The sequence below is a fragment of the Rhodococcus sp. IEGM 1409 genome (assembly GCF_030056735.1).
Classification (GTDB): domain Bacteria; phylum Actinomycetota; class Actinomycetes; order Mycobacteriales; family Mycobacteriaceae; genus Rhodococcus_F.
Genome location: NZ_JASHKN010000001.1, coordinates 381,154 through 403,830 on the forward strand (window position 1 = coordinate 381,154; position 22,677 = coordinate 403,830).

At 62.9% G+C, this 22,677-nt stretch carries 22 protein-coding genes; 9 read left to right on the plus strand and 13 right to left on the minus strand.

What is annotated here, in order from left to right:
- Positions 1 to 27 precede the first annotated feature (27 nt).
- Positions 28 to 804 (minus strand): ABC transporter permease, encoded by a 777-nt coding sequence (locus QM716_RS01865; RefSeq protein ID WP_283301978.1) that lies wholly within the window; start codon positions 802 to 804, stop codon positions 28 to 30.
- Positions 805 to 842: 38 nt separating this feature from the next.
- Positions 843 to 1,838: an ATP-binding cassette domain-containing protein gene (locus QM716_RS01870; RefSeq protein ID WP_283301980.1), complete on the minus strand. Its 996-nt coding sequence runs from the start codon at positions 1,836 to 1,838 to the stop codon at positions 843 to 845.
- 97 nt (positions 1,839 to 1,935) lie between these two features.
- Between QM716_RS01870 and QM716_RS01875 the strand changes: the two genes are divergently transcribed.
- A complete protein-coding gene (locus QM716_RS01875; protein ID WP_283301982.1) occupies positions 1,936 to 2,904 on the plus strand; it encodes a helix-turn-helix transcriptional regulator in 969 nt (322 codons plus the stop codon).
- Positions 2,905 to 3,000: 96 nt separating this feature from the next.
- Here the strand turns inward: QM716_RS01875 and QM716_RS01880 are convergent, their stop codons facing one another.
- Positions 3,001 to 3,204 carry a cold-shock protein gene (locus tag QM716_RS01880; protein WP_003946232.1) on the minus strand — a complete coding sequence of 68 codons (204 nt, stop codon included), beginning with the start codon at positions 3,202 to 3,204 and terminating at the stop codon, positions 3,001 to 3,003.
- Positions 3,205 to 3,518: 314 nt separating this feature from the next.
- On the opposite strand from QM716_RS01880, the gene QM716_RS01885 reads away from it, so the two are divergent.
- From QM716_RS01885 to QM716_RS01895, 3 genes are read left to right on the plus strand one after another with little or no spacing between them, the layout of a single operon-like run.
- On the plus strand, positions 3,519 to 3,728 hold the full coding sequence (locus QM716_RS01885) for a heavy-metal-associated domain-containing protein (protein WP_003946267.1): 210 nt from the start codon (positions 3,519 to 3,521) through the stop codon (positions 3,726 to 3,728).
- Positions 3,729 to 3,735: 7 nt separating this feature from the next.
- A complete protein-coding gene (locus QM716_RS01890) occupies positions 3,736 to 4,650 on the plus strand; it encodes a DUF8832 domain-containing protein (RefSeq protein WP_283301985.1) in 915 nt (304 codons plus the stop codon).
- Positions 4,650 to 6,911, plus strand: a complete 2,262-nt coding sequence (locus QM716_RS01895; RefSeq protein WP_283301987.1) for a heavy metal translocating P-type ATPase — start codon at positions 4,650 to 4,652, stop codon at positions 6,909 to 6,911. The genes QM716_RS01890 and QM716_RS01895 overlap by 1 nt, the downstream gene beginning before the upstream one ends.
- Positions 6,912 to 6,970: 59 nt before the next feature.
- On the opposite strand, the gene rsmA is transcribed toward QM716_RS01895, so the two are convergent.
- Genes rsmA through QM716_RS01910 form a run of 3 tightly spaced genes read right to left on the minus strand, consistent with a single transcriptional unit; the run spans position 6,971 to position 10,165 of the window.
- The gene (gene rsmA, locus QM716_RS01900; RefSeq protein ID WP_283301989.1) at positions 6,971 to 7,870 is read right to left on the minus strand and encodes a 16S rRNA (adenine(1518)-N(6)/adenine(1519)-N(6))-dimethyltransferase RsmA; all 900 of its coding nucleotides are present in this window, start codon (positions 7,868 to 7,870) and stop codon (positions 6,971 to 6,973) included.
- 9 nt (positions 7,871 to 7,879) lie between these two features.
- Entirely contained in the window at positions 7,880 to 9,007 is a 1,128-nt protein-coding gene (locus tag QM716_RS01905; protein ID WP_283301991.1) for a resuscitation-promoting factor, read from the minus strand.
- A 33-nt stretch (positions 9,008 to 9,040) separates the two neighbouring features.
- Positions 9,041 to 10,165 (minus strand): resuscitation-promoting factor, encoded by a 1,125-nt coding sequence (locus tag QM716_RS01910; RefSeq protein ID WP_283301993.1) that lies wholly within the window; start codon positions 10,163 to 10,165, stop codon positions 9,041 to 9,043.
- Positions 10,166 to 10,401: 236 nt separating this feature from the next.
- Here QM716_RS01910 and QM716_RS01915 point away from each other — a divergent pair, with 236 nt between their 5' ends.
- Both QM716_RS01915 and QM716_RS01920 read left to right on the plus strand, forming a co-directional pair.
- The gene (locus QM716_RS01915) at positions 10,402 to 11,850 is read left to right on the plus strand and encodes an amino acid ABC transporter substrate-binding protein/permease (RefSeq protein ID WP_283301995.1); all 1,449 of its coding nucleotides are present in this window, start codon (positions 10,402 to 10,404) and stop codon (positions 11,848 to 11,850) included.
- Positions 11,847 to 12,614: an amino acid ABC transporter ATP-binding protein gene (locus QM716_RS01920; protein WP_283301997.1), complete on the plus strand. Its 768-nt coding sequence runs from the start codon at positions 11,847 to 11,849 to the stop codon at positions 12,612 to 12,614. Before QM716_RS01915 ends, QM716_RS01920 begins: the two co-directional genes overlap by 4 nt.
- Positions 12,615 to 12,651: 37 nt before the next feature.
- On the opposite strand, the gene QM716_RS01925 is transcribed toward QM716_RS01920, so the two are convergent.
- Complete coding sequence (locus QM716_RS01925) at positions 12,652 to 13,041, minus strand: DUF6578 domain-containing protein (protein WP_283301998.1); 390 nt, start codon at positions 13,039 to 13,041, stop codon at positions 12,652 to 12,654.
- Positions 13,042 to 13,117: 76 nt separating this feature from the next.
- Positions 13,118 to 13,945: a TatD family hydrolase gene (locus QM716_RS01930; protein WP_283302000.1), complete on the minus strand. Its 828-nt coding sequence runs from the start codon at positions 13,943 to 13,945 to the stop codon at positions 13,118 to 13,120.
- 21 nt (positions 13,946 to 13,966) lie between these two features.
- Between QM716_RS01930 and metG the strand changes: the two genes are divergently transcribed.
- The gene (metG, locus tag QM716_RS01935) at positions 13,967 to 15,565 is read left to right on the plus strand and encodes a methionine--tRNA ligase (protein WP_283302002.1); all 1,599 of its coding nucleotides are present in this window, start codon (positions 13,967 to 13,969) and stop codon (positions 15,563 to 15,565) included.
- An 80-nt stretch (positions 15,566 to 15,645) separates the two neighbouring features.
- Positions 15,646 to 16,893 (plus strand): DUF2786 domain-containing protein, encoded by a 1,248-nt coding sequence (locus QM716_RS01940; RefSeq protein ID WP_283302004.1) that lies wholly within the window; start codon positions 15,646 to 15,648, stop codon positions 16,891 to 16,893.
- Here the strand turns inward: QM716_RS01940 and rsmI are convergent.
- A complete protein-coding gene (gene rsmI, locus QM716_RS01945; RefSeq protein ID WP_283302006.1) occupies positions 16,890 to 17,720 on the minus strand; it encodes a 16S rRNA (cytidine(1402)-2'-O)-methyltransferase in 831 nt (276 codons plus the stop codon). The genes QM716_RS01940 and rsmI overlap by 4 nt on opposite strands.
- 23 nt (positions 17,721 to 17,743) lie before the next feature.
- On the opposite strand from rsmI, the gene QM716_RS01950 reads away from it, so the two are divergent.
- The gene (locus tag QM716_RS01950) at positions 17,744 to 19,303 is read left to right on the plus strand and encodes a dolichyl-phosphate-mannose--protein mannosyltransferase (RefSeq protein WP_283302007.1); all 1,560 of its coding nucleotides are present in this window, start codon (positions 17,744 to 17,746) and stop codon (positions 19,301 to 19,303) included.
- A 54-nt stretch (positions 19,304 to 19,357) separates the two neighbouring features.
- On the opposite strand, the gene QM716_RS01955 is transcribed toward QM716_RS01950, so the two are convergent.
- The 4 genes from QM716_RS01955 to QM716_RS01970 all read right to left on the minus strand — a co-directional run bounded on the left by QM716_RS01955 (position 19,358) and on the right by QM716_RS01970 (position 22,640).
- Positions 19,358 to 20,992, minus strand: coding sequence for a BCCT family transporter (locus QM716_RS01955; RefSeq protein ID WP_283302009.1), 1,635 nt, complete (start codon positions 20,990 to 20,992; stop codon positions 19,358 to 19,360).
- A gap of 84 nt (positions 20,993 to 21,076) precedes the next feature.
- Positions 21,077 to 21,508, minus strand: a complete 432-nt coding sequence (locus QM716_RS01960; RefSeq protein WP_283302011.1) for a DoxX family protein — start codon at positions 21,506 to 21,508, stop codon at positions 21,077 to 21,079.
- 48 nt (positions 21,509 to 21,556) lie between these two features.
- Positions 21,557 to 21,916: a GntR family transcriptional regulator gene (locus QM716_RS01965; protein ID WP_283302013.1), complete on the minus strand. Its 360-nt coding sequence runs from the start codon at positions 21,914 to 21,916 to the stop codon at positions 21,557 to 21,559.
- A gap of 40 nt (positions 21,917 to 21,956) precedes the next feature.
- Positions 21,957 to 22,640 (minus strand): SDR family oxidoreductase, encoded by a 684-nt coding sequence (locus QM716_RS01970; RefSeq protein ID WP_283302015.1) that lies wholly within the window; start codon positions 22,638 to 22,640, stop codon positions 21,957 to 21,959.
- Positions 22,641 to 22,677: the final 37 nt, after the last annotated feature.

Here is a 22,677-nt window from a genome sequence, read left to right on the forward strand (position 1 = left end):
CCCCGTCCGACGGCCGGCACACCCACGCTATTTCACCGCGCGCACACCTACTCCTAGACCGACGACGGCAACGCCCACAGCGGCCACGATTCCTGCCAGAACGCTGCCCGACGCGAAGTCACCGGCGAACAGTGCCCGTTCGGCATCGACGACATAGCCCAGCGGATTGACGTTCACGAGGACCTTCATCCAACCTGGCGCATCATCGAGTGGAAGCATGGTTCCCGACAGGATCAGGAGCGGAAACATCAGCGTCTGCTGAACGACCCAGAACATCCAATCCTGCTCCCGCACAGCCAGAGCGAGAGCGTACGAGAGCGCACCGAGTCCGACGCCGAACACTCCGAGCAGAACGATCCCGAGCGCGGCGCCCGCTGCGTTGACGTCCAACCCGAGCGGAAGCGCAACAAGAATGATCAGAATCGCCTGCGCGGCAAGCGGAACCATCTCCTTGCACGCCCTCCCGATCAACAAGGACGAGCGTCTGAGCGGAGTCACCAACATTCGCTCGTGCGATCCCTGCTGCATCTCCATCAGGAGGTTGGACCCGGTCATCGTCGTTCCGAAGATCGCGATCATCACCAACACACCGGGAATGAACCAATTCCACACGCCGTCACCGGTACCCGGGACCCCTTTGAGCAGAGGCCCGAACAACGCCAACAGGATCAGCGGCTGAACAAGACTGAAGATAACGCTCACCGGGTCGCGCAACATCGGTCGCAGTTCACGGCCCATCACTATTGCGCTGTCTCGAACGATGTTGCCGTGCACGGTACGTGGAGTATCGAGAGCGATTGTCATGGCAGATTCCTGTTCGTCGAAGTTCATTGTCGTGGGTTTCAGGAAGCGACCGCGGCGGCGCTCTCGCGCAGACTGCGGCCGGTGAGGGTGAGGAAGACGTCGTCAAGAGTCGGTCGCGTGATGTCGGCGGTGAGAGCGCGGGCACCTCGGGCATCCGCTTCACGCAGCAACACCGGTAGCGTCGAATCACCCTCGCCGGCGCGGATACTCACCGAACTTGCCTCGACGGCGACGTCACGCACTGTGACAAGTTGCTCGGCCACCGACGCCGCGATGCCGGCCGCTTCGGCGCTGTCGAAAGTGAGCAACAAATGATCTCCGGCAAGATCGGCTTTGAGTGCGGCAGCGGTGTTGTCGGCGATGACAGTGCCTTCGTCGATGACGATGACCCGCTCTGCCATCGAATCCGCTTCTTCGAGGTAGTGCGTGGTCAGCACGATCGTCGTGCCCATCTCTCGCCGCAAGCGGAGGATGTGGTCCCAGAGGTTGGCCCGACTCTGCGGGTCCATGCCCGTGGTCGGCTCGTCGAGGAACAGAAGAGGTGGGCGATGGACCAGGCCGAGGGCGATATCGAGCCGCCGGCGCTGCCCGCCGGACAGCGTACTGACCTTTCGAGTACCCAACTCGGTGAGTTCGAGATCACGCAGCAATTCGTCGGCCCGGACCTGCGAGTCGCCCTTGGGCATTCCGTAGCACAACCCCTGCGTCACCAACTCGTCGCGAACCCGCTGGTTGTGACCGGCACCGTTCCCCTGTCCGACGTATCCGAGGCTCGATCGCACCTCGTTCCGTGCCGCGGAGATGTCGAATCCTGCGATCCGCGCGCTGCCGGACGTGGGTACGAGCAAGGTGGTCAACATGCGCAACGTCGTCGATTTTCCGGCACCGTTCGGTCCCAGCAAGGCGACCAATTCGCCCTCCGCTACGTCGAGCGTGACTCCCTTGACTGCTTCCACGAGCTTCTTGCCCTGAGCGAAGTGCTTGGTGAGCGCCTTCGTCTCGATCATCGGTCTGCCGTCATTGCTGCGACTCATGATGTGGCCCCAATTTCTTCTCGACTGGTCGGATGTGGACCAACCTAAATTCAATTGAGGACTCATACGGTCCTAAATGTTTGGCAGACTTCTTGCCATGAAGGAGACATCGGCTCGCCTACTGCGGTTGCTGTCACTGCTCCAGACGCGTCGAGACTGGTCCGGTGCCGAACTCGCAGACAAACTCGCGATCACCCCGCGCACGGTTCGACGTGACGTGGACCGTCTCCGCGATCTCGGTTACCCAGTCGACGCAACGGTCGGCGTCGGCGGCGGATATCGCCTGGGTGCCGGCGCGGAGATGCCCCCGCTACAGCTCGATGACGAGGAAGTGCTCGCGGTGGCACTTTCACTGCAATCCGGAGCGACCGGCTCCGTGGTCGGCATCGGAGAGGCCTCGATGCGCGCGCTGGCGAAACTGCGTCAGATCATGCCCTCGAGGCTGCGGCACCGTCTGGAGTCGCTGTCGATCGACGTCGTGCCGCGCGAACCGGCCGCGAGCGCGGTCGATGCGTCGGTCCTGACCGCCATCGCGTCAGTGTGCCACAGCCACGAACGCTTGAGATTCGACTACAGCACGCACGACGGCACACAGAGCCGGCGCGAGGTGGAACCGTACCGGCTCGTGAGGTCGGGTGTTCGGTGGTATCTGGTGGCCTGGGATCTCGCTCGCGAAGATTGGCGGTCATTTCGCGTAGACAGGATGGAACCCAAGATCCCCACCGGCCCACGATTCACGCCACGGGAACTACCTGCCGGTGGTGCAGCAGACTTCGTTTCCCGCGGTGTCGCGCGAGCCTATTCCTCCACGCGCGCAACAGTTCTACTGCATGCACCCATCGAGCAGATAGCACCCATGGTCAGCGAACAGTGGGGATCAGTGGAGTCCACTGACGAAGGGCGTTGCGTCATAGCGCTTTCGGGCACTTCCCTGCGGTCGATCGCACAGTGGCTCAGGGCTTTCGACGTCGATTTCACCGTAGTGAATCCGCCTGAACTCCGCGAAGAGTGCCGGACGATCGCGGCGGAAACGGCAGTCGCCACTCAGCGGTATCTCGATGCGTGACAGCGCTTTTCACCCAAATGCAACAAGACCCCAACTCCGAAGAGTTGGGGTCTTGTCAGTACGTCATGCGTCGGTTACCCGACTCACATGGACGTCTTAGACGATGGTAACGCCGGTGGCCTGCGGGCCCTTGTTGCCCTGACCGATCTCGAACGCCACGCGCTGGTTCTCCTCGAGAGTGCGGAAGCCGCCACTCTGGATCTCGGAGTAGTGAACGAAGACGTCAGCACTGCCGTCTTCGGGAGCGATGAAGCCGAACCCCTTCTCGGAGTTGAACCACTTCACGATGCCCTCTGCCATGTAAATCTCCTCTAACACAGTGTCAACAGGCAGTCGCTTCGACCGCCCGGGTCACTTACTACGACCGTTCTGAGACAAATCCGTGGAGGATGTCCAAACGCTCGCAACCTAACTATTTGCGAGCGTGGAAACACAAACACAAACACTTACGACCAACACAAGTAGACCACACATTCGCCGTGTTGTCTTCCCTGAGGCCTTCGTCACTGCCCAACCCGTTGACAGGTATACCCCCTGGGGGTACCTTCAACTGCAGAGAGATACCTACACCGGGTATCCGTAAAATGAGTTTTCCACAACCGAAGGGATCTGCGATGACCACCGCCGAATACACCGTTTCCGGAATGACCTGCGGACACTGCGTCGGATCCGTCAAGGAAGAGATCGGCAACATCGCGGGCGTAACCGCAGTGGATGTCGAATTGGCGAGCGGACGCGTCGTTGTCACCAGCGATGCTCCCGTCTCCGCAGCCGATGTCGTCGCAGCAGTCGACGAAGCCGGCTACGCAGTCGTACCAAGCTGAGTCAGCCGTGCGCACCTCGACAACACTTGCCGCCTACGCCGTAGGGCTGGTCGCCGTCTTCGGCGCCGCCCTCGGCGTGGGGGCCGCAATCGGAAGCCCGATAGACATGTCCACTACCCAGCACAGCACCCACGAACCAACCACCGAATCGATGCCAGGCATGGATTCGACAACACCCGCAGGGCTCGAAGTCTCTTCCGGCGGATACACACTCACTGAAGTGACCGCACCCGATCGGGCTGGGGAGCCGGGGACCTTGGCCTTCCGGATTCTCGACAGCAACAACAAGCCCGTCGTCGATTTCGACCTTCTGCACGAGAAGAAGCTCCACCTCATCGTCGTCAGAAACGACACCAGCGAATTCCGCCACGTGCATCCTTCGCTCGCTGCAGACGGCACCTGGTCGATCGACTGGACCTGGCCCGTCGCCGGTACCTACAGAGTCTTCGCCGACTTCGACCCCACCGACGGCACCCAACTGACTCTCGGTCGAAACTTCGACGTGGCAGGCGAATTCGCTCCTGCTCCGCTGCCTGCGAAGAGTGCGACCGCAACGGTCGACGGATACACGGTGACTCTCGACGGTGATCTGACCATTGCCGGCGGCCCGATCACGCTGAGCGTTGCTCGCGACGGAGCCCCGGTCACCGATCTCGACCCGTACCTCGGTGCCTACGGCCATCTTGTTGCTCTGCGCACCGGCGACCTCGCCTACCTGCACGTTCACCCCGAGGGTGAACCGGGCGACGGCGTCACTGCTCCCGGTCCCGACATTTCCTTCCATGCACAGGCGCCGAGTGAAGGCACGTATCGCCTTTTCCTCGACTTCCAACACGAGGGCGTGGTTCGCACCGCCGAATTCACTGTAGATGCAGGCACTTCCGCAGCTTCAGTTCCAGACAATCACGAGGGAGGGCACTGATGACGTCACCGACTGCGGTCGACAATGCTGCCAACTCGAGTAGCGTCGAACTCGCGATCACCGGAATGACCTGCGCCTCCTGCGCGTCACGAATCGAGAAGAAGCTCAACAAGATCGACGGCGTCACAGCCACCGTCAACTACGCGACGGAAAAGGCCAAGGTCACCTTCCCGGACGGGGTACCCGTCGAAGATTTGGTCACAGCCGTCGAGAACGCCGGCTACGCCGCCTCGCTCCCCAAGCCGCCCAGCGCGCCTGACACCGTCGACCCGGACGCGGAAACTCCGCAGGATCGCGATCTGCGCGAGCTTCGCACCCGCCTGATCATCTCGACTCTGCTCTCCGTACCGGTCATCGCGATGGCGATGGTTCCTGCGCTCCAGTTCGACAACTGGCAATGGCTCTCCCTCACGCTGGCCGCGCCGGTCATCGTGTGGGCGGCCCTTCCCTTCCACCGTGCCGCCTGGGTGAACCTGCGTCACGGCGCCGCCACGATGGACACGCTCATCTCCCTGGGCACCATCTCGGCCTTCGTCTGGTCGCTCTACGCACTGTTCTTCGGCACCGCGGGCGAAGCGGGAATGAAACACGCGTTCAGACTGACGGTCGACCGGATGGACGGCAGCGCCAACATCTACCTCGAGGTTGCCGCGGGCGTCATCACGTTCGTACTGGCCGGACGCTACTTCGAGCACAAGTCCAAGCGCACGTCCGGTGCCGCACTACGCGCGCTCATGGAACTCGGTGCGAAAGACGTCGCGGTGTTGCGAGACGGCGTCGAAGTACGAATCCCCGCCGAAGAACTGGCAGCGGGCGACTCCTTCATCGTTCGGCCTGGCGAGAAGATCGCCACCGACGGCATCATCACCGAAGGCCGCTCAGCCGTCGACATGAGCATGTTGACGGGTGAATCCGTGCCGGAGGAAGTCGGTATCGGGGACACTGTCGTCGGCGCCACCGTCAACGTCGGCGGAACCTTGACCGTCGAGGCCACCCGCGTCGGGAGCGACACCCAGCTCGCCCAGATGGCGGCGCTGGTCGAAGACGCACAGAACGGCAAGGCCGAAGTTCAGCGCCTCGCCGATCGCATCGCCGGTATCTTCGTTCCGGTTGTCATCGCGATCGCCGTTGCGACACTGGGCTACTGGCTCGGTACCGGCAACCCCATCGAGACGGCCTTCACCGCCGCAGTCGCCGTCCTGATCATCGCCTGCCCCTGTGCCCTCGGATTGGCAACGCCCACAGCCCTGTTGGTGGGCACCGGCCGCGGAGCCCAGATGGGAATCCTGATCAAGGGACCCGAGGTACTCGAATCGACCCGCGCAGTCGACACCGTCGTACTCGACAAGACGGGAACCGTCACCACCGGTCAGATGACATTGCTGGACACCGTGATCAGCGAAGGGACAACCGTCGACGAGGTGCTTCGACTGGCCGGCGCCCTCGAACATCGCTCCGAGCACCCCATCGCCGCAGCAATCGCGAAGGGCGCGACCGAAGCCGTGGGCGAGTTGCCTTCGGTCGAGGATTTCGTGAACGTCGCCGGACGCGGCGTGCAGGGAATGGTCGACGGTCATGCCGTCGTCGCCGGCCGAGACGCGCTGCTGGCCGACTGGTCGATGCCGTTGCCGGAGAATCTCCGTGAGGCGAAGGCTGCAGCAGAGAAGGCCGGGCGCACCGCAATCGCGGTCGGTTGGGACGGCAAGGCACGCGGAATCCTCGTGATCGCCGACGCGGTCAAGGACACGAGCGCCGAAGCAATCGCGCAGTTGAAGGCACTCGGCCTCGAACCGGTTCTGCTGACCGGTGACAACGCCACCGTTGCCCGCACAGTCGCGGATCAGGTCGGGATCAGCACCGTCTTCGCCGAGGTCATGCCGGCCGACAAGGTCGACGCCGTCAAGAAACTGCAGGCGGAAGGACGCGTCGTGGCCATGGTCGGCGACGGCGTGAACGACGCGGCAGCCCTGGCTCAGGCCGATCTCGGTCTGGCGATGGGCACGGGTACCGACGTTGCAATCGAGGCCAGCGACATCACCCTGGTGCGCGGTGACCTGCGGTCGGCAGCCGACGCAATTCGACTGTCCCGCAAGACGCTCAAGACCATCAAGGGCAACCTGTTCTGGGCATTCGCCTACAACACGGCAGCGATCCCGCTGGCTGCGGCCGGTCTGCTCAACCCGATGCTCGCCGGTGCCGCGATGGCATTCAGCAGTGTGTTCGTGGTGAGCAACAGCCTGAGGTTGCGGCGGTTCAAGTAAGGGGGCAAGCCCCCTGTGCGCGGTTCGAGAGTTCCTGCACTCCTTAACCGCGCACGGGGCTATTCGCCTCCGGCCAGCCGAACGAAGGCTGCTGCGTCGAGCATCTCACCACGCATCTGCGGCTCGATGCCGGCAGCGAGAAGTCGTCGTTCGGCTTCGGCAGGCGAACCTGCCCAACCACTGAGCGCGGCACGCAAAGTCTTGCGGCGCTGCGCGAATGCGGCGTCGATGGCCGCAAAAACCTGCTTGCGGTGCTTCTCGTCCATCGGCCACGGCGGCTCCGCATACCGGTCGATACGAACCAGACCTGATTCCACCTTGGGTACCGGCCAGAAGACGTTGCGTCCGACGGCACCGGCGCGGCGAACCTCGCCGAAGAAGTTGGCCTTGACGCTGGGAACGCCGTAGATCTTGCTTCCCGGATCAGCCGCCAGGCGATCGGCAACCTCGGCTTGCACCATCACGAGTGCGGTCCGCAGACTCGGCAACGATGCAAACAGGTGCAGCAGCACCGGCACCGCGACGTTGTACGGAAGGTTTGCGACCAGCGCGGTCGGCTCGCCGGGGATCTGCGAAGGCAACACACGCATCGCGTCGGCTTCGACGACAGTCAGGCGATCAGCGAGTTCCGGCGCTCGCTCGGCCACCGTCTTGGGGAGTCGGGCCGCGAGATTGGGATCGATCTCGACCGCGATAACCCGATCGACCACGTCCATCAGCGCCATCGTCAACGAACCGAGACCAGGCCCTACCTCGAGAACGACGTCGTCACGAGTGACGCCTGCCGTGGTGACGATGCGTCGCACGGTATTGGCGTCGTGAACGAAGTTCTGCCCCAACTGTTTCGTGGGTCGGACACCGAATTCCTCGGCAAGAGCGCGCACCTCGACCGGACCGAGCAGGGCTGCCTGCCCGCGCGGCGTTGCGATGGGTTCGTTCGATTGTTCGGCGTCTGACACCAGTAGAACTTATCCCAGTCCGAGGCGACCCGAGCACGACGGCCATGCGCCCCAGCCCTGAGTGCGCTGGGTCTGTGTCGCAATCGCAATCTGCTCTTCACGGGTGGCGAGGTCGGCGCGGGGCGCATATTTCAACCCGCCCTGTCGTTCCCACGTGTTCTGATCGAACTGCACGCCGCCGTAGAAACCGTTGCCGGTGTTGATGGCCCAGTTGCCGGTGGCCTCGCACTGTGCGAGCGCGTCCCACGTCGAACCGTTCTCCACGGGCGGCACCTCGGTACCCGGCTTCGTTCCGACACGCACGACCTTCGGCTGAGCCGGTGTGGTGATCGTCTCCGACACCTGCGTGCGTCCGGCCTCGACACCGTTGACGAGATTCACGGCGAACGTCACGTCGCGCACGCCGGGAACGCCCGGGTTCTCGACGGTCGTACGGCTCTGGTTCATCGTCGGATCCTCGATGCGCTGATCCGGCGGATCGAGCGGCAAGGTCTCAATTTTGTTCTCGGTGCGGTTACGCGTCACCGTGACCTCGAGGCCCTCGGTCAGCGGAGCATCTGCGGCTGGAACAACCGTGTCCGACTGCTCGAGCGGGGTTCCGTTGGCAGTGAGGAACTCCCCGACCGTCGGAGCCGCAATACGCACGTCTGCTGCCGCGTTTGCGCCGTCGACCAGTTTTGCGACAACCGGTGTCAGCACGTCGAGCGCGGCGCCGTCGAGCGGGAGACGCTGCGAGCGCGAAGCCGACACGTGCACATCTGCTGCGACATCCAACTGCTTCAACGCGTCGTCGACGGTCAACGCGGTGGTCCAGAGCTTCTGCGGCTGCCCGTCGACCGTCAGCGTGATCTCTCGAGCGCGACGGAGCACCACGGTGTCGCCGTCGGACAGTGAAGCGTCGGCCGCGGGCGCAACTGCGTCCTTGTCACCGACCGGGTAACCCGCGTCCTCGAGAGCGCCGTCGACGTTGGTCGACATGGTGCTCAGGCGAATCTGCTCACCGTCGACGTCGAGGGTGATGGTCTTGTGCCGGACGACAGCGAGAACACCACCCACGAGGACGGTCAGAAGGAGCGCGGCGATCGCCGAGTACAACAACGGCGACCTGGTCGAGTTGATCTTGGCGAACGGTGACATGGGTTCCTGAGTTCTGTGTGGAGTGAGGGCGGGTCAGCGCAGGCCCAATTTGCTGGTGCAGGACGGCCACGCACCCCAGCCCTGACCGGCGCGGACCTTCTCGCCGATCGCGATCTGCTGTTCACGTGATGCGAGGTCGGCGCGAGCCGCGTACTGACCGCCGCCGAATGCTTCCCAGGTGCTCTGGGTGAACTGAAGTCCGCCGTAGAAGCCGTTGCCGGTGTTGATGGCCCAGTTTCCGGTCGCTTCGCACTGAGCAATGGAGTCCCACGTCGACGCGTTGGACACGGCGGGCGCGGAGGTCTGCTTGGTGCCGACCTTCACTACTGCTGCGACCGGTTCCTTGATCACGGACGCGGAAAGTTCGGTTCGTCCGGCCTCGACGCCGTTGACGGTCTTGACCTCGACGGTGGCCGTGCGCTCGCCGGCAACACCCGGGTTTTCGACGACGGTCTTGTCCTTCTCGAGCTCGGGATCTTCGATCTTGTTCTCGGGCGGCGCGATCGGCTGCGTCTCGACGCGAGTGTCCGTGCGGTCGCGGGTGACCTGGATGGTCAGGCCGTTGGTAACGGGTGTGTCAGCGGTGGGAACAACCGAGTCGGCCTGCTCGAGCGGGGCATTCTTCGCCGCGAGAAGATCACCGACGGTCACGGCGGCGAGCTTGATCTCCGACGCGGGAGCGCCGCCGTCGCTCACGCTGACCGTCTTCGGGCTGACGACGTCGAGTTCGGTCCGTTCGAGGGGCAGACGATGCGAGCGCGAAGCCGAGACTGCGAAGTCGTCGGAAACATCTACCTGCTTCAATGCCTCGTCGACCGTCAATGCGGTGGTCCAGATCGTCGTCGGCTGGCCGTCGACGGTCAGAGCCAACTCACGGGCACGGCGCAGTACGACGGTATCGCCGTCGGACAGGGAGGAATCGGCGCTGGGAGCGAGAGCGTCCTTGGGATCAACCGGGTATCCGGCGTCCTCGAGAGCGGTACCGACGCTGCTCGACATCGTGGACAGCGAAATCATGTCGCCGTCGACATCGAGGGTGATCGTCTTGTGCCGAACCACGGCGAGCGCACCCCCGACGATGAGCGTCAGAAGCAACGCACCCACCACTGAATAGAGAAGTGGTGACTTCGTGGAGTTGATCTTGGCAAAAGGCGACACAGGAAATCCCAAGGCAGACGACGTTCGATCACAATACGGTAACGACCGAGCGTTGTATCGGCAACCAAATCACAACGAAATGCGACTTTTGTCACGGAAAGGCAACGGCGTGTCGTGTGTTCTGCACTTTCCGGCTCCGATACCCGTGTATCGATTCAGCGCTGGGCGCAGTATGTTCTCGTCTGGTTCAAAGCAGTCCGGCGATCCCGGGCGCGACAGAAGAAAGCTGGGCGATAGTGCGAAGAAGATTCGACAGACCACGTAATGCCAGGTGGCCGATCCTGGCCATCCTGCTGGCGCTGATCGCAGCGCTGTTCGCCCCCGGAATCGCGAGCGCGCAACCCGGTCGCACCTACACGATCGCCACCGATCTGACATTCGCCCCGTTCGAATTCGAGAACGAAGACGGCAAACTCGTCGGCATCGACATCGACTTGCTCAACGCGATCGCCGAGGACCAAGGTTTCAAGGTCGACATCAAGCAACTCGGCTTCGACGCGGCCCTTCAGGCCGTGCAGGCGGGGCAGGCCGACGGCGTCATCGCCGGCATGTCCATCACCGACGCCCGCAGGCAGGTCTTCGACTTCTCCGACCCGTACTTCGAGTCGGGCGTGCAGATGGCGGTCCTCGAGACCGACAACGACGTGAAGTCGTACGAAGACCTGAAGGGCAAGCGCGTCGCCGTCAAGAACGGCACCGAGGGCGCCAGCTTCGCCGAGTCCATCAAGGACCAATACGGTTTCACCACTGTCTATTTCGCTGACTCCGCCAGCATGTACGACGAGGTCCGCACCGGGAACTCCGTCGCCGTCTTCGACGACTATCCCGTCCTCGCCTACGGCATCACGCAGGGCAACGGCCTCAAGACCGTCACCGAAAAGGAGGTGGGCGCGAGCTACGGCTTCGCAGTCAACAAGGGCCAGAACGCCGAACTGCTCCAGATGTTCAACGCCGGTCTGCAGAACCTGCGCGACGACGGCCAGTACGACGAAATCGTCTCGACCTACCTCGGTCAGGGTGCATCGACGTCGGACAACTCGATCATCGGCTTGATCAAGAGCACCTACCCCCAGCTCCTCAAGGGTCTGTGGCTGACCATCGTCCTCTCGGTCGTCTCGATCGCGATCGCCCTGGTACTCGGCGCGATCTTCGGCCTCTGCCGGGTGTCGACCAACATATTCGTCCGAGGCATAGGAACCGCGTACGTCGACATCTTCCGCGGCACACCACTGTTGGTGCAGGCGTTCTTCATCTACTTCGGCATCCCTGCCGCCCTGCATTTCCAGATGTCCGCCTTCACGGCAGGCATCATCACGCTCTCGCTCAACGCCGGCGCGTACATGGCTGAAATCGTCCGCGGCGGCATCCTGTCCGTCGACAAGGGACAGATGGAAGCGTCGCGAAGCCTGGGCATCAGCTACATGAAGTCGATGCGAAAAGTCATCATGCCGCAGGCAATTCGCACGATGATCCCGTCGTACATCAACCAGTTCGTCATCACCCTCAAGGACACGTCGATCCTGTCGGTCATCGGACTCGCCGAGCTCACTCAGACGGGGCGCATCATCATCGCGCGCAACTTCCAGTCGTTCAACATGTGGCTGATCATCGGCGTCATGTACTTCATCATCATCATGGCGCTCACCAAGCTGTCGAACCGCCTCGAGAAGAGGATCAACAAGTGACCGAAACAGCCGTCAACATGGGCAAGTCCGACACCGAGGTCAAGATTTCGGTCCAGGGACTGAAGAAGTCGTTCGGCGACAACGAGGTCCTCAAAGGCCTCGACGTCGACGTCAAGAGCGGCGAAGTGGTCTGCGTCATCGGGCCTTCCGGTTCGGGCAAGTCCACCTTCCTACGCTGCCTCAACCGCCTCGAGGACATCACCGCCGGTTCCGTGCGCGTCGACCAGTTCGATCTCACGAACAAGGACGTCGACATCGACAAGGTGCGCCAGCACATCGGGATGGTGTTCCAGCACTTCAACCTGTTCCCACACATGAGCGTCGTCGAAAACGTGATGCTCGCCCCGGTGCAGACCGGGCGATCGTCCAAGGAACAGGCTCGCGAGATCGCCGTCAAACTGCTCGGCCAGGTCGGCCTCGCAGAGAAGGCAGATGCCAAGCCCGCCAGCCTGTCCGGTGGGCAGAAGCAACGTGTCGCCATCGCCCGCGCGCTGGCGATGAGCCCCGACATCATGCTGTTCGACGAGGCCACCAGCGCCCTCGACCCCGAAATGGTGGGCGAGGTTCTCCAGGTGCTTCGCGACCTCGCCAAGCAGGGCATGACCATGGTCGTCGTAACCCACGAGATGGGCTTCGCCCGTGAGGTTTCCGACCGAGTCATCTTCATGGCCGACGGGTACATCGTCGAAGAAGGCAAGCCGGAGAACTTGTTCGGCAACCCCCAGCAGCAGCGCACCCAGGACTTCCTGGCGAAAGTTCTCTAGGGGGCAAGCCCCCTGTGCGCCTTTTTGGTAGTCGGGACTACCGGAAAGGCGCACGGGTGGTGGCCAATTCGACGACAACGGCCGTCTCCATCCAGCCGCGCCGACCGGCAACCAGCGACGAAATGCCGCGAAAATGTGGTGGGACCTTCTCGACTCGAACGTGATCGGTACTCCCAGGTACCAACACCCAGCGCCTGGGCTCTTGTTCGAGAAACTCGCCGCGCTCGAGTCGGATCGCGAGAACGATCCCGGCTGTAGGTTCCACGTCGTCGGGATAGATTCCTCCATGGACCGACCCTTCGAACCACAGCGACTCATGGATCGGGTGCAAAGCCCAGGAAGATTCTTCGCCGACCACCGGCAACGGTGCGCAGCACTCGAATTCCCACGTTTCGATGCGGACTGTGACCACGTTGTAGTCATTCATCTGAATACCCCGCGCAGTAGACGGACCGGGACACGACGGTCCCGGGCGCGGAGTTACCTGTCAGACCACAATAGCGTCAGAGCTTGTAGACGCGCTCCGCTGTCGCCGTGGACGCTGCCGCCAGCGCTTGCGGATCCTCGCCGCGGATGTCTGCGAGTGCACGCACTGTGTACGGCAGGCAGTACGACTCGTTGGGCGCACCGCGGAACGGATGAGGCGTCAGGAACGGCGCATCCGTTTCGACGATCAGCTGATCCGACGGCACGAGCAGCGCGGCCTCACGCAATGCTTTCGCGTTCTTGAAGCTGACGGTTCCCGAGAAACTCAGCACGTACCCGGCGTCGATGCACTCCCGCGCCATCTCCGAATCCGAGGAGAAGCAGTGGAAGACCACCGTCTCCGGTGCACCTTCCTCGTCCAGCACCCGCAGCAAGTCCTGGTCGGCTTCGCGGTTGTGGATCATCAACGTCTTGCCCAGTCGCTTCGCCAAGTCGATGTGCCACCGAAAACCTTCGACCTGCTCCTCGATGGTGGCGCATCCCTCCAGCTTGCCGGGCCAGTAGAGATCCAGCCCGGTCTCCCCCACGGCAACGACTCGCGGATCGGACGCCAAACGCTCGATCTCGGCTCGGGTGCCGGCATCAAGAACGTTTGCCCTGGTCGGATGGATTGCGACGGCTGCGTAGACCCTCGAATCCCAATGAGCCGCGTCGACGGCAAATCGCGCGGCGTCGAGGTCGTCGGCCACCGTGACGACTCGTCCGACGCCGACGGCCTCGGCTCGATCGACTATCGCAGCCACGGTTGCAGCGTCGTGCGCACCACACGCGTCGAGGTGCGTATGGGCGTCGATCAGAGGCGACAAGGGCTCAGGGGCATCGGGGGCGGGACGGTCTTTGCTCACGCCCGATAGAGTAAGCGCACCATGACTGTGCCTGCCTCACCCTCCCAGACCCCGCGCCCGGACTCCGCCGCCTCGGAAGGCGCGGAACGACCGCCGTTCTACATCACGACAGCGATCGCGTATCCCAACGGCGCTCCGCACATCGGCCACGCGTACGAGTACATCTCCTCGGACGCGCTCGCCCGCTTCAAGCGGTTGGACGGGCATGAAGTGTTCTTCATGACAGGCACCGACGAGCACGGTCTGAAGATGCAGCAGACAGCGATCAAAGAGGGCATCGACGTCCGCGAACTCGCGGCTCGGAACTCCGACGTGTTCCAGAACCTCGACAAGGTCCTGAACATCTCGTACGACCGGTTCATCCGCACCACTGACGCAGATCATCAGGTCGCCAGCAAAGCGATCTGGGAGAAGATGGCCGCATCGGGCGACATCTACCTCGACACGTACTCGGGGTGGTACTCGGTTCGTGACGAGGCCTTCTACACCGAAGCCGAGACGACGCTTCTGGAGGACGGCACCCGTCAGTCCACCGAGACCGGTACGCCGGTGGAGTGGACCGAGGAGGCCAACTACACCTTCCGCCTCTCGGCGTACGAGGACCGTCTCCTCGCACTGTACGAAGAGCATCCCGAGTTCATCGCCCCCACGACTCGCCGCAACGAGATCGTCAGCTTCGTCAAGGGTGGCCTCAAGGACCTGTCGATTTCGCGCACCACGTTCGACTGGGGCGTCGAGGTTCCCGGCGACCCCGACCACGTCATGTACGTCTGGGTCGACGCCCTCACCAATTACCTGACCGGCGTGGGCTACCCGAATGCCGACTCGGAGGAGTTCAAGAAGTTCTGGCCCGCGAGCCTGCACATCATCGGCAAGGACATCACGCGGTTCCACACCGTGTACTGGCCGGCGTTCCTCATGTCTGCCGGCATCGAACTGCCGGAGCGAGTCTTCGTCCACGGGTTCTTGTACAACAAGGGCGAGAAGATGTCGAAGTCCGTCGGCAACGTCGTCGACCCCATCGCGATGGTCGATCAGTACGGCCTCGACGCGGTCCGCTTCTTCCTGCTCCGCGAGATCTCGTACGGCCAGGACGGCAGCTACAGCCACGAAGCAATCGTGACTCGTATGAACGCAGACCTGTCCAACGAACTGGGCAACCTCGCGCAGCGTTCACTGACGATGGTCGCGAAGAACTGCGACGCCCAGGTCCCCACCCCCGGTGAGTTCACCGAGGACGACCTGGCGATGCTGGCGTCGGCGGATGCCTTGCTTGCCAAGTGCCGCAGCGAGTTCGACGTGCAAGCTCTGCATCTCGCGCTGGAAGCCATCTGGGGCGTCCTCGGAGAGACCAACCGGTACTTCTCCAAGCAGGAACCGTGGGTTCTGCGCAAGACCGATCCGGCACGGATGGCAACGGTCCTCTACGTGACCATCGAAGTTGTCCGTATCGTCGGCCTTCTCGTTCAGCCGGTCATGCCCGACGCGGCGTCACGCATCCTCGATCTGCTTGGTCAGAGCGAAGAGAACCGTCAGTTCACCGATATCGCGGTTCGCATCGACGCGAACCGGAAACTGCCTGCTCCGGCACCGGTTTTCCCCCGCTTCGTCGAGGAATGACCTAGGCGCGAGCGACACACGTGGGGTCCGAATATCCGGCTACAGGCGGATGTGTCGGACCCCACGTGCACACTCCAGCCATGACTACGAATAGAACATACATTCGAACCAGCGCTTCGGCGCAGACGCTGCCTTGGAACGGAGCACGGGTGTCCACTCAGGAGGTCAGCCCTCAATCCGTCTCTGCGGCTCAGGGTCTCGTCAGCGAACTGGCCGCGGCCTACGAACGCGGATGGCAACCAGCAGACCTGATTCATCTGGCGCGCCGAAGCAAAGACGCGTCCGACGCCGATCTCGCTGCCACCACCATCTTGTTCGACGCGACCGCGTCCCACGCGTCGGATCGCGCACCACTCGAGTGGGTGGGGCAGTTGCAGACGATCGGCGAGCAGTACCCGAAGTCTCGGCACGTCGCCTCTCGAATCACCGTGGACGACGACGCTTTCCGCTCCCTCGCAGCCGGCCTACTGTTCCAGGACCCCTACTTCCTTGTTTCGCAGATCGTCGATGTCACACGATCGTGGATGCGCCTACCTCAGTGGACGGTATTGCTCGCGCCACCATCCACCTGGCCGTCGCAACGCACCGACACCAGCTATGCCGGCGTCGGTGACACCGAGGTCGACGCCAAGGTACTCAAGCGAATTCGTGGGCTACTCGCCAAAGCGGAAGCCACCAACTTCGCGGAAGAAGCCGAGATCTTCACCGCGAAGGCCCAGGAGTTGATGACTCGATACGCGATCGATTCCGCACTGCTCCACAGTCGCGCCGGGGTCACCGACACGTCCGTGAATGCACGACGCATTCACATCGAGAACCCGTACGTGAAGGAAAAAGTTCACCTCCTGACCGAGATAGGCGAATCGAATCGTGTCAGGACGGTGTGGTTCAGCGACATCGCGCTCGCGACCGCCGTCGGCACTCCGGTCGACCTTCAGCAGGTCGACATGCTGTTCACTTCACTGCTCGTACAAGCAACCCGTGCAATGCAATTCGCCGATTCGAGCAATCGCGGAGGCTCCCGCACCACATCGTTCCGCAAGGGATTCCTGGCCGGTTTCGCCAGCCGAATCGGACACCGCCTACGCGACGCAGGCACCAAAGCCACAGCCGAAGCGGCCGACGCAGCATCGATGGACGTCGCGGATCTTCTCCCGATCCTCGCCACCACATCCGAGGCTGTCGACGCCGAATTCGATCGGCTGTTCCCGACAACCCGCAAGACTCGCGGACGGTCCGTCGACGCTGAAGGCTGGCACGCCGGCCAGGCCGCGGCCGACGACGCCAACCTGCGTCCCGGTGCACCCGCAGTGCACCGCTCCCGCTAGTCCTTGCGCGCAGCCAGAACCGTCTCGTACAACTCACGCTTGGAGACTCCGGCCGTTGCGACCAGTGCGCACGCGTCCTTCAAGCGCGTTCCCCCCTCGACCAGCCTTTCCACCTCGTCGACAAGATCGGCAGGATCAGATGCCACCAGCACGGCGCCTTCGAGCACCACCGTGATCTCGCCGCGAACACCCTCGGCCGCCCAGGCAGCTAACTCCCCGAGAGTGCCGCGCTTGACCTCCTCGTAAGTCTTGGTCAATTCCCGGCACACGGCCGCGCGCCGATCCGGCCCGAGAACTTCCACCGCATCTGCGAGGCAGTCGGCAAGGCGATGGGGTGCTTCGAAAAACACACACGCTCGCTGCTCGGTTGCCAAGGCCGAGAGCCATGTCTTGCGCTGCCCCTGCTTGCGCGGTGGGAATCCGTCGAAGCAAAACCGCTCCACCGGCAAACCCGAGAGTGCCAGCGCTGTCGTCACCGCCGACGGGCCGGGAAGGCACGTGACGGCGAGGTTCTCGGCTACGCAGGCGGCAACGAGGCGGTATCCAGGATCGCTGACCGACGGCATGCCTGCGTCCGTGACCAGAAGGACGGTCTTGCCTTCGGCGACGTCGGCGACCAGTGCGGGCAGCCGCGAAATCTCGACCTGATCGTAGAAACTGACTATTTTTCCGGTGATGGCGACGTCGAGCGCGGACGCAAGAGACTTGGTGCGTCGTGTGTCCTCCGCAGCGACGACGTCGGCGGTTGCGAGAGCAGACCGAAGACGCGGAGACGCGTCACCGACATCTCCCATGGGTGTTGCGGCGAGTACCAAACGACCAGTCATACCTGACAGCCTACGATTGCCAGGTGACTGTGCAGACGGACGAGCGGCCAACGCCCGCCACGAGCGATCGGGTAGTGCGTAGTCCCGGGCCGCTGGTACCGGATCCTGATTTCGGCCCGACCGACAGATTGCGCGGCTGGATCGTCACCGCTTTCATCACCGCCATCGCGGCAATCACACGCTTCACGATGCTCGCCTATCCGACCGACGCCGGCACTCCGGTCTTCGACGAGAAGCACTACGTTCCGCAGGGTTGGCAGGTTCTCACCGGCGGCGGCATCGAGGACAACCCCGGCTACGGATTGGTGGTACACCCGCCGATCGGTAAGCAGATGATCGCGATCGGAGAAGCACTCTTCGGTTACAACGGTTGGGGGTGGCGATTCTCGTCGGCCCTGGTCGGGACGCTGATGGTCTTGCTGATCATCCGCATCGTGCGCCGCATGACGCGCTCCACGCTGATCGGCGCCATTGCCGGAATCCTGCTCATCGTGGACGGCGTCACCTTCGTCTCCTCACGCCTGGGGATGCTCGACATCTTCCTGGCTTTCTTCGTTCTCGCCGCTCTCGGATGCCTTGTGGTTGATCGCGACCAAGTCCGCGAACGGATGGCGAAGGTATACGAAGAAGGCCGAATCGGCGATTCTGCCTGGGGTCCGCGGCTGGGTTTCCGGTGGTGGAGGTTCGGCGCTGGAATCCTGCTCGGTCTGGCCTGTGGAACCAAGTGGTCCGGCATGTACTTCATTCTGTTCTTCGGATTGCTCAGTGTTGCCTTCGACCTGTCAGCGCGCCGCGCATACCGCGTGCAGCGCCCCTGGGTCGGCACCGCCATTCGCGACATCGGTCCGGCTCTGTACGCGCTGGTGATCATTCCGCTCGGTGTGTACCTCGCGAGCTACTGGGCCTGGTTCACCAGCGAGACCGGCGTCGACCGTCACGCCGTCGGTAACGAGATCGGTGAGGGCGGCACGTGGAGCTTCATTCCCTCCGCGCTGCGCTCACTCTGGTACTACAGCGGAAACGTTCTCCAGTTCCACGCCGGTCTGACGAACTCCGCCGGAAACCACCACCCGTGGGAGTCGAAACCGTGGACGTGGCCGATGGGGCTGCGACCGATGCTCTACTACTACGCCGACGGTGAGCAGGTCACCGGTTGCGGGGCCGCCAGCTGCGTCAAGGCCGTGATGCTGATCGGCACACCGGCGATGTGGTGGCTGGCCCTGCCGATGCTGGCGTGGGCGATCTGGCAGACGTTCGTGCGCAGGGATTGGCGATACGCAGTGGTCCTGACGGGTTACGGTGCCGCCTACCTTCCGTGGTTCGCGACGCTGGACCGCCAGATGTACTACTTCTACGCCGTTGCGCTCGCCCCGTTCATGGTCATGGGATTTGCGCTCGTCCTCGGCGACGTTCTGGGCAAGGCAAGCGCGTCCGTCGAGCGTCGTACCACCGGACTTCTTGCAGTCAGTCTGTACATCGGTCTGGTCGTGGCGAACTTCGTCTACCTCTGGCCGATACTCACCGCCATGCCGATCACGCCGGAATCGTGGCAGAACCATCTGTGGCTGCCGAGCTGGAAGTAACCGGACAAAAGAAGGAGGCACCGAACTGGGTTCGGTGCCTCCTTCTTTTCACGGTTACTCCGCCGAGTTGCCGACGCGACGCCCCCGCCGCGGGCGTAGGAGAGCACGTTTCTGCTCCTTCGCCGCAACGATGATCGGGTCGTGCGAAAGATCCTTGTACAGCGAGAAGCACAGTCCGATCATGACAAGCACGAACGGCGCCGCAGCGATGATCGTCATCGTCTGCAAGCCGTCGAGCGCTTCGGAACCACCGGTCCACAGCAGAAGTGCTGCGACGCCACCGGTCAACATGCCCCAGAAGACCACGACCCAGCGACTCGGTTCGAGCGTTCCGCGCTGCGAGAGCGTCCCCATCACCATCGACGCGGCGTCGGCGCCGGAGACGAAGAACACTGCGACGAGCAGCATGACCAGGACAGTCGTCACTCCGGCCAACGGCAGATTGTCGAGCATGCCGAAGAGTTGAGCCTCTTCCGAGCCGCGGCTGGACAGGCCGATTCCATCGCGTTCCTCCCCGATGCCGGCGCCGCCGAAGATCGCGAACCAGAGCAAGCTGACAGTCGTGGGAACGGCGATGACTCCGACAATGAACTGACGGATCGTGCGACCACGGCTGATGCGCGCCAGGAACATGCCGACAAACGGCGTCCAGGACACCCACCATGCCCAGTAGAAGATCGTCCACGACGAAAGCCACGCGCCCGTTTCAGGATTCGACGACGCACCCGTGCGGGCGGACATCTGGGCAAGGTCGGAAACGTATGCACCAATGGTCGTCGGGAGCAGATTGAGAATCAGCACGGTGGGCCCGAGAACGAACACGAACAGGGCCAAGATCAGCGCGAGCACCATGTTGATGTTGGACAGCCACTGAATCCCCTTGGCCACACCGGACACCGCCGAAGCGACGAACGCCAGGGTGAGCACCGCAACGATGGCCACGAGCAGGAATACACCGGCTTCTTCCATCCAGCCGACTACCTCGAAACCGGAGCCGATCTGCAGTGCGCCGAGCCCCAAGGATGCTGCGGTTCCGAAAAGTGTCGCAAAGATTGCCAGGATGTCGATGACCTTGCCGATCGGCCCTTCAGCCTTGCGACCGAGCAACGGGATGAAGGCCGAACTGAACAGTTGCTTGCGTCCTCGGCGGTACGACCCGTACGCAATGGCAAGGCCCACAACGGCATACATAGCCCAAGGGTGAAGACCCCAGTGAAACATGGTGGTAGCCATGGCAGTTCCGACGCCGCCGTCGGTGCCGGGAGGCGGAGTCACGTAGTGCGCAAGCGGCTCCGCGACACCGAAGAACATCAGGCCGATCCCCATACCGGCGCTGAACATCATGGCGATCCAGCTGACGGTGCGGAACTCGGGCTTCTCGCCGTCTTTACCCAGCGGAATGTCGCCAAACCGGCTCACTGCGAGGTAGATGGAAAACAGCACGAAAGCCGAAGCTGCGAGTACGAAGAGCCAGCCGATGTTGGTCACCAACCAGCCGAGAACACTTCCGGTTACCGAGTCGAGGTTGTCGGGAGCTACGAGACCCCACACGACAATGGCCAACACCGCTGCGGCAGCCACGGAAAACACCACGTAGTCGGTCCGAACGCCTACCCGAGTAAAGCCCGTCTCCGGGCGCTCCTCGTTGGCCCCGGAATCTTGTTCGGATCGATCAGATTTCGTCACCATAGATGACTACGTTCGTCACTTTGTGGCCCAAAAGCAAGCCAGAAGGCGGGCTCAACGTCCGCTGAACCCGCCTTCTCACCCCGATCAAGCTGGGGTTTTAACCCAACCGTTGCCCTTGCCGATCAATCCGTCGATGCTGATGCGTCCTGCGCCGATCACGGCGATCAAGAGCGATCCGACACCGAGAGCGACGACGAGTTCGTAGCCACCGTTGTCGATGAAGACACCCTTGTCCGCGTGCGCGATGAAGAACGCGCCGACCATGTCGAGAAACAAGAGCGCTCCGACGAGCGGGGTCAGCAGACCTGCGATGAGCAGGATTCCGCCGCCGAGTTCGATGGATGCGGCCAGAACTGCGGAAATCTTGGGGAGCGGGGCGCCCATCCCTTCGAATGCGGCCTGCGTTCCGGCGATCTTGTAGGTGAAGAACTTCTGCCAACCGTGGGCGATGAAGATGATCCCGAGGCCGACACGGGCGATGAGGAGTCCGAGGTCACGAGCAATCGACGAATTCATGAGCCAAGACTGACAGCTTTAACTTGAAGCGTCAACTTAATCATTGTGTCACGCACCTCTCAATGCCAACTCCACCATGGCGACGATCTCACTGTCGGAATACCCGAGCGAGCGGACGCTGTGCGCAAACGCGGTCGCCGCCAGCTCGGCCTGCGCCTGCACCGGATCGGCCCCCGAAGCGATGAAGGTCCCCTGCTTTCCCCGCGTCTCGATGACGCCCTGATCGCTGAGCGCGCGATAAGCCTTCGCGACGGTGTTGGCTGCCAAACCCAACTCCGAGGCGAGCGCCCGCACCGTCGGGATCTTGGTTCCCGCGATCAATCCGCCGCCGTGAACCTGCTCGATAATCTGTTGCCGCAGTTGGTCGTACGGAGCCGTGGAGGAATCGTGTTCGATCGCGATCTTCATCGTCACCCTCGTCGCATCTTCTCGGTCACAGCATCTTCTCTCACAAGCCCTCGATCGCTTCGCGGATCGTATGTGGGCCAGAGGTCAGAACCAATATCTTGCCAACGCTGGACGGCGCATCGATGAGCGCCTCGACCACGGCGGCGACGTCGGCACGCGACACAGAGCCGCGATCGACGGGCGGCTGCGCAAGCAATACTTCACCGGTCGGGTCGTCGTCCGTCAGAAGGCCTGGCCGAAGAATCGTCCAGTCCAGCGAAGTCCTTGCCTGGAGGTCTTCCTCCGCCGCAGTCTTCGCCCGCAGGTACGCGGCAAAAACCTCGTCGGTGCCCTCGGGTAATTCGTCACCGGCACCCATGGCGCTGATCTGAATGAACCGACGCACTCCCGCTTTCTCGGCGGCAGCGGCCAACAGCACCGCCGCGGCTCGGTCGACGGAGTCCTTGCGTTCGATCGAGCTACCCGGTCCGGCGCCCGCGGCGAAGACTGCCACGTCGGCACCGCCCAGTACCTTCGCAACTTCTTCGACCGTCGACGATTCCAGGTCGATCACCACGGGGAACGCTCCAAGCGTGCGGACCGCACCCTCGTGCGCAGAATTGCGGATCAGCGCTACCGGCCGATCACCATGCCCAGCCAGCAGGTACGTCAGGTGCTGCGCAATCTTGCCGTGCCCACCGGCAATGACTACGCGTCGTTCGTCCACACTTCGATGTTCCGTCATCGTTTTCTCCTCACACGTCGGTACTTCAAGTGCAGCA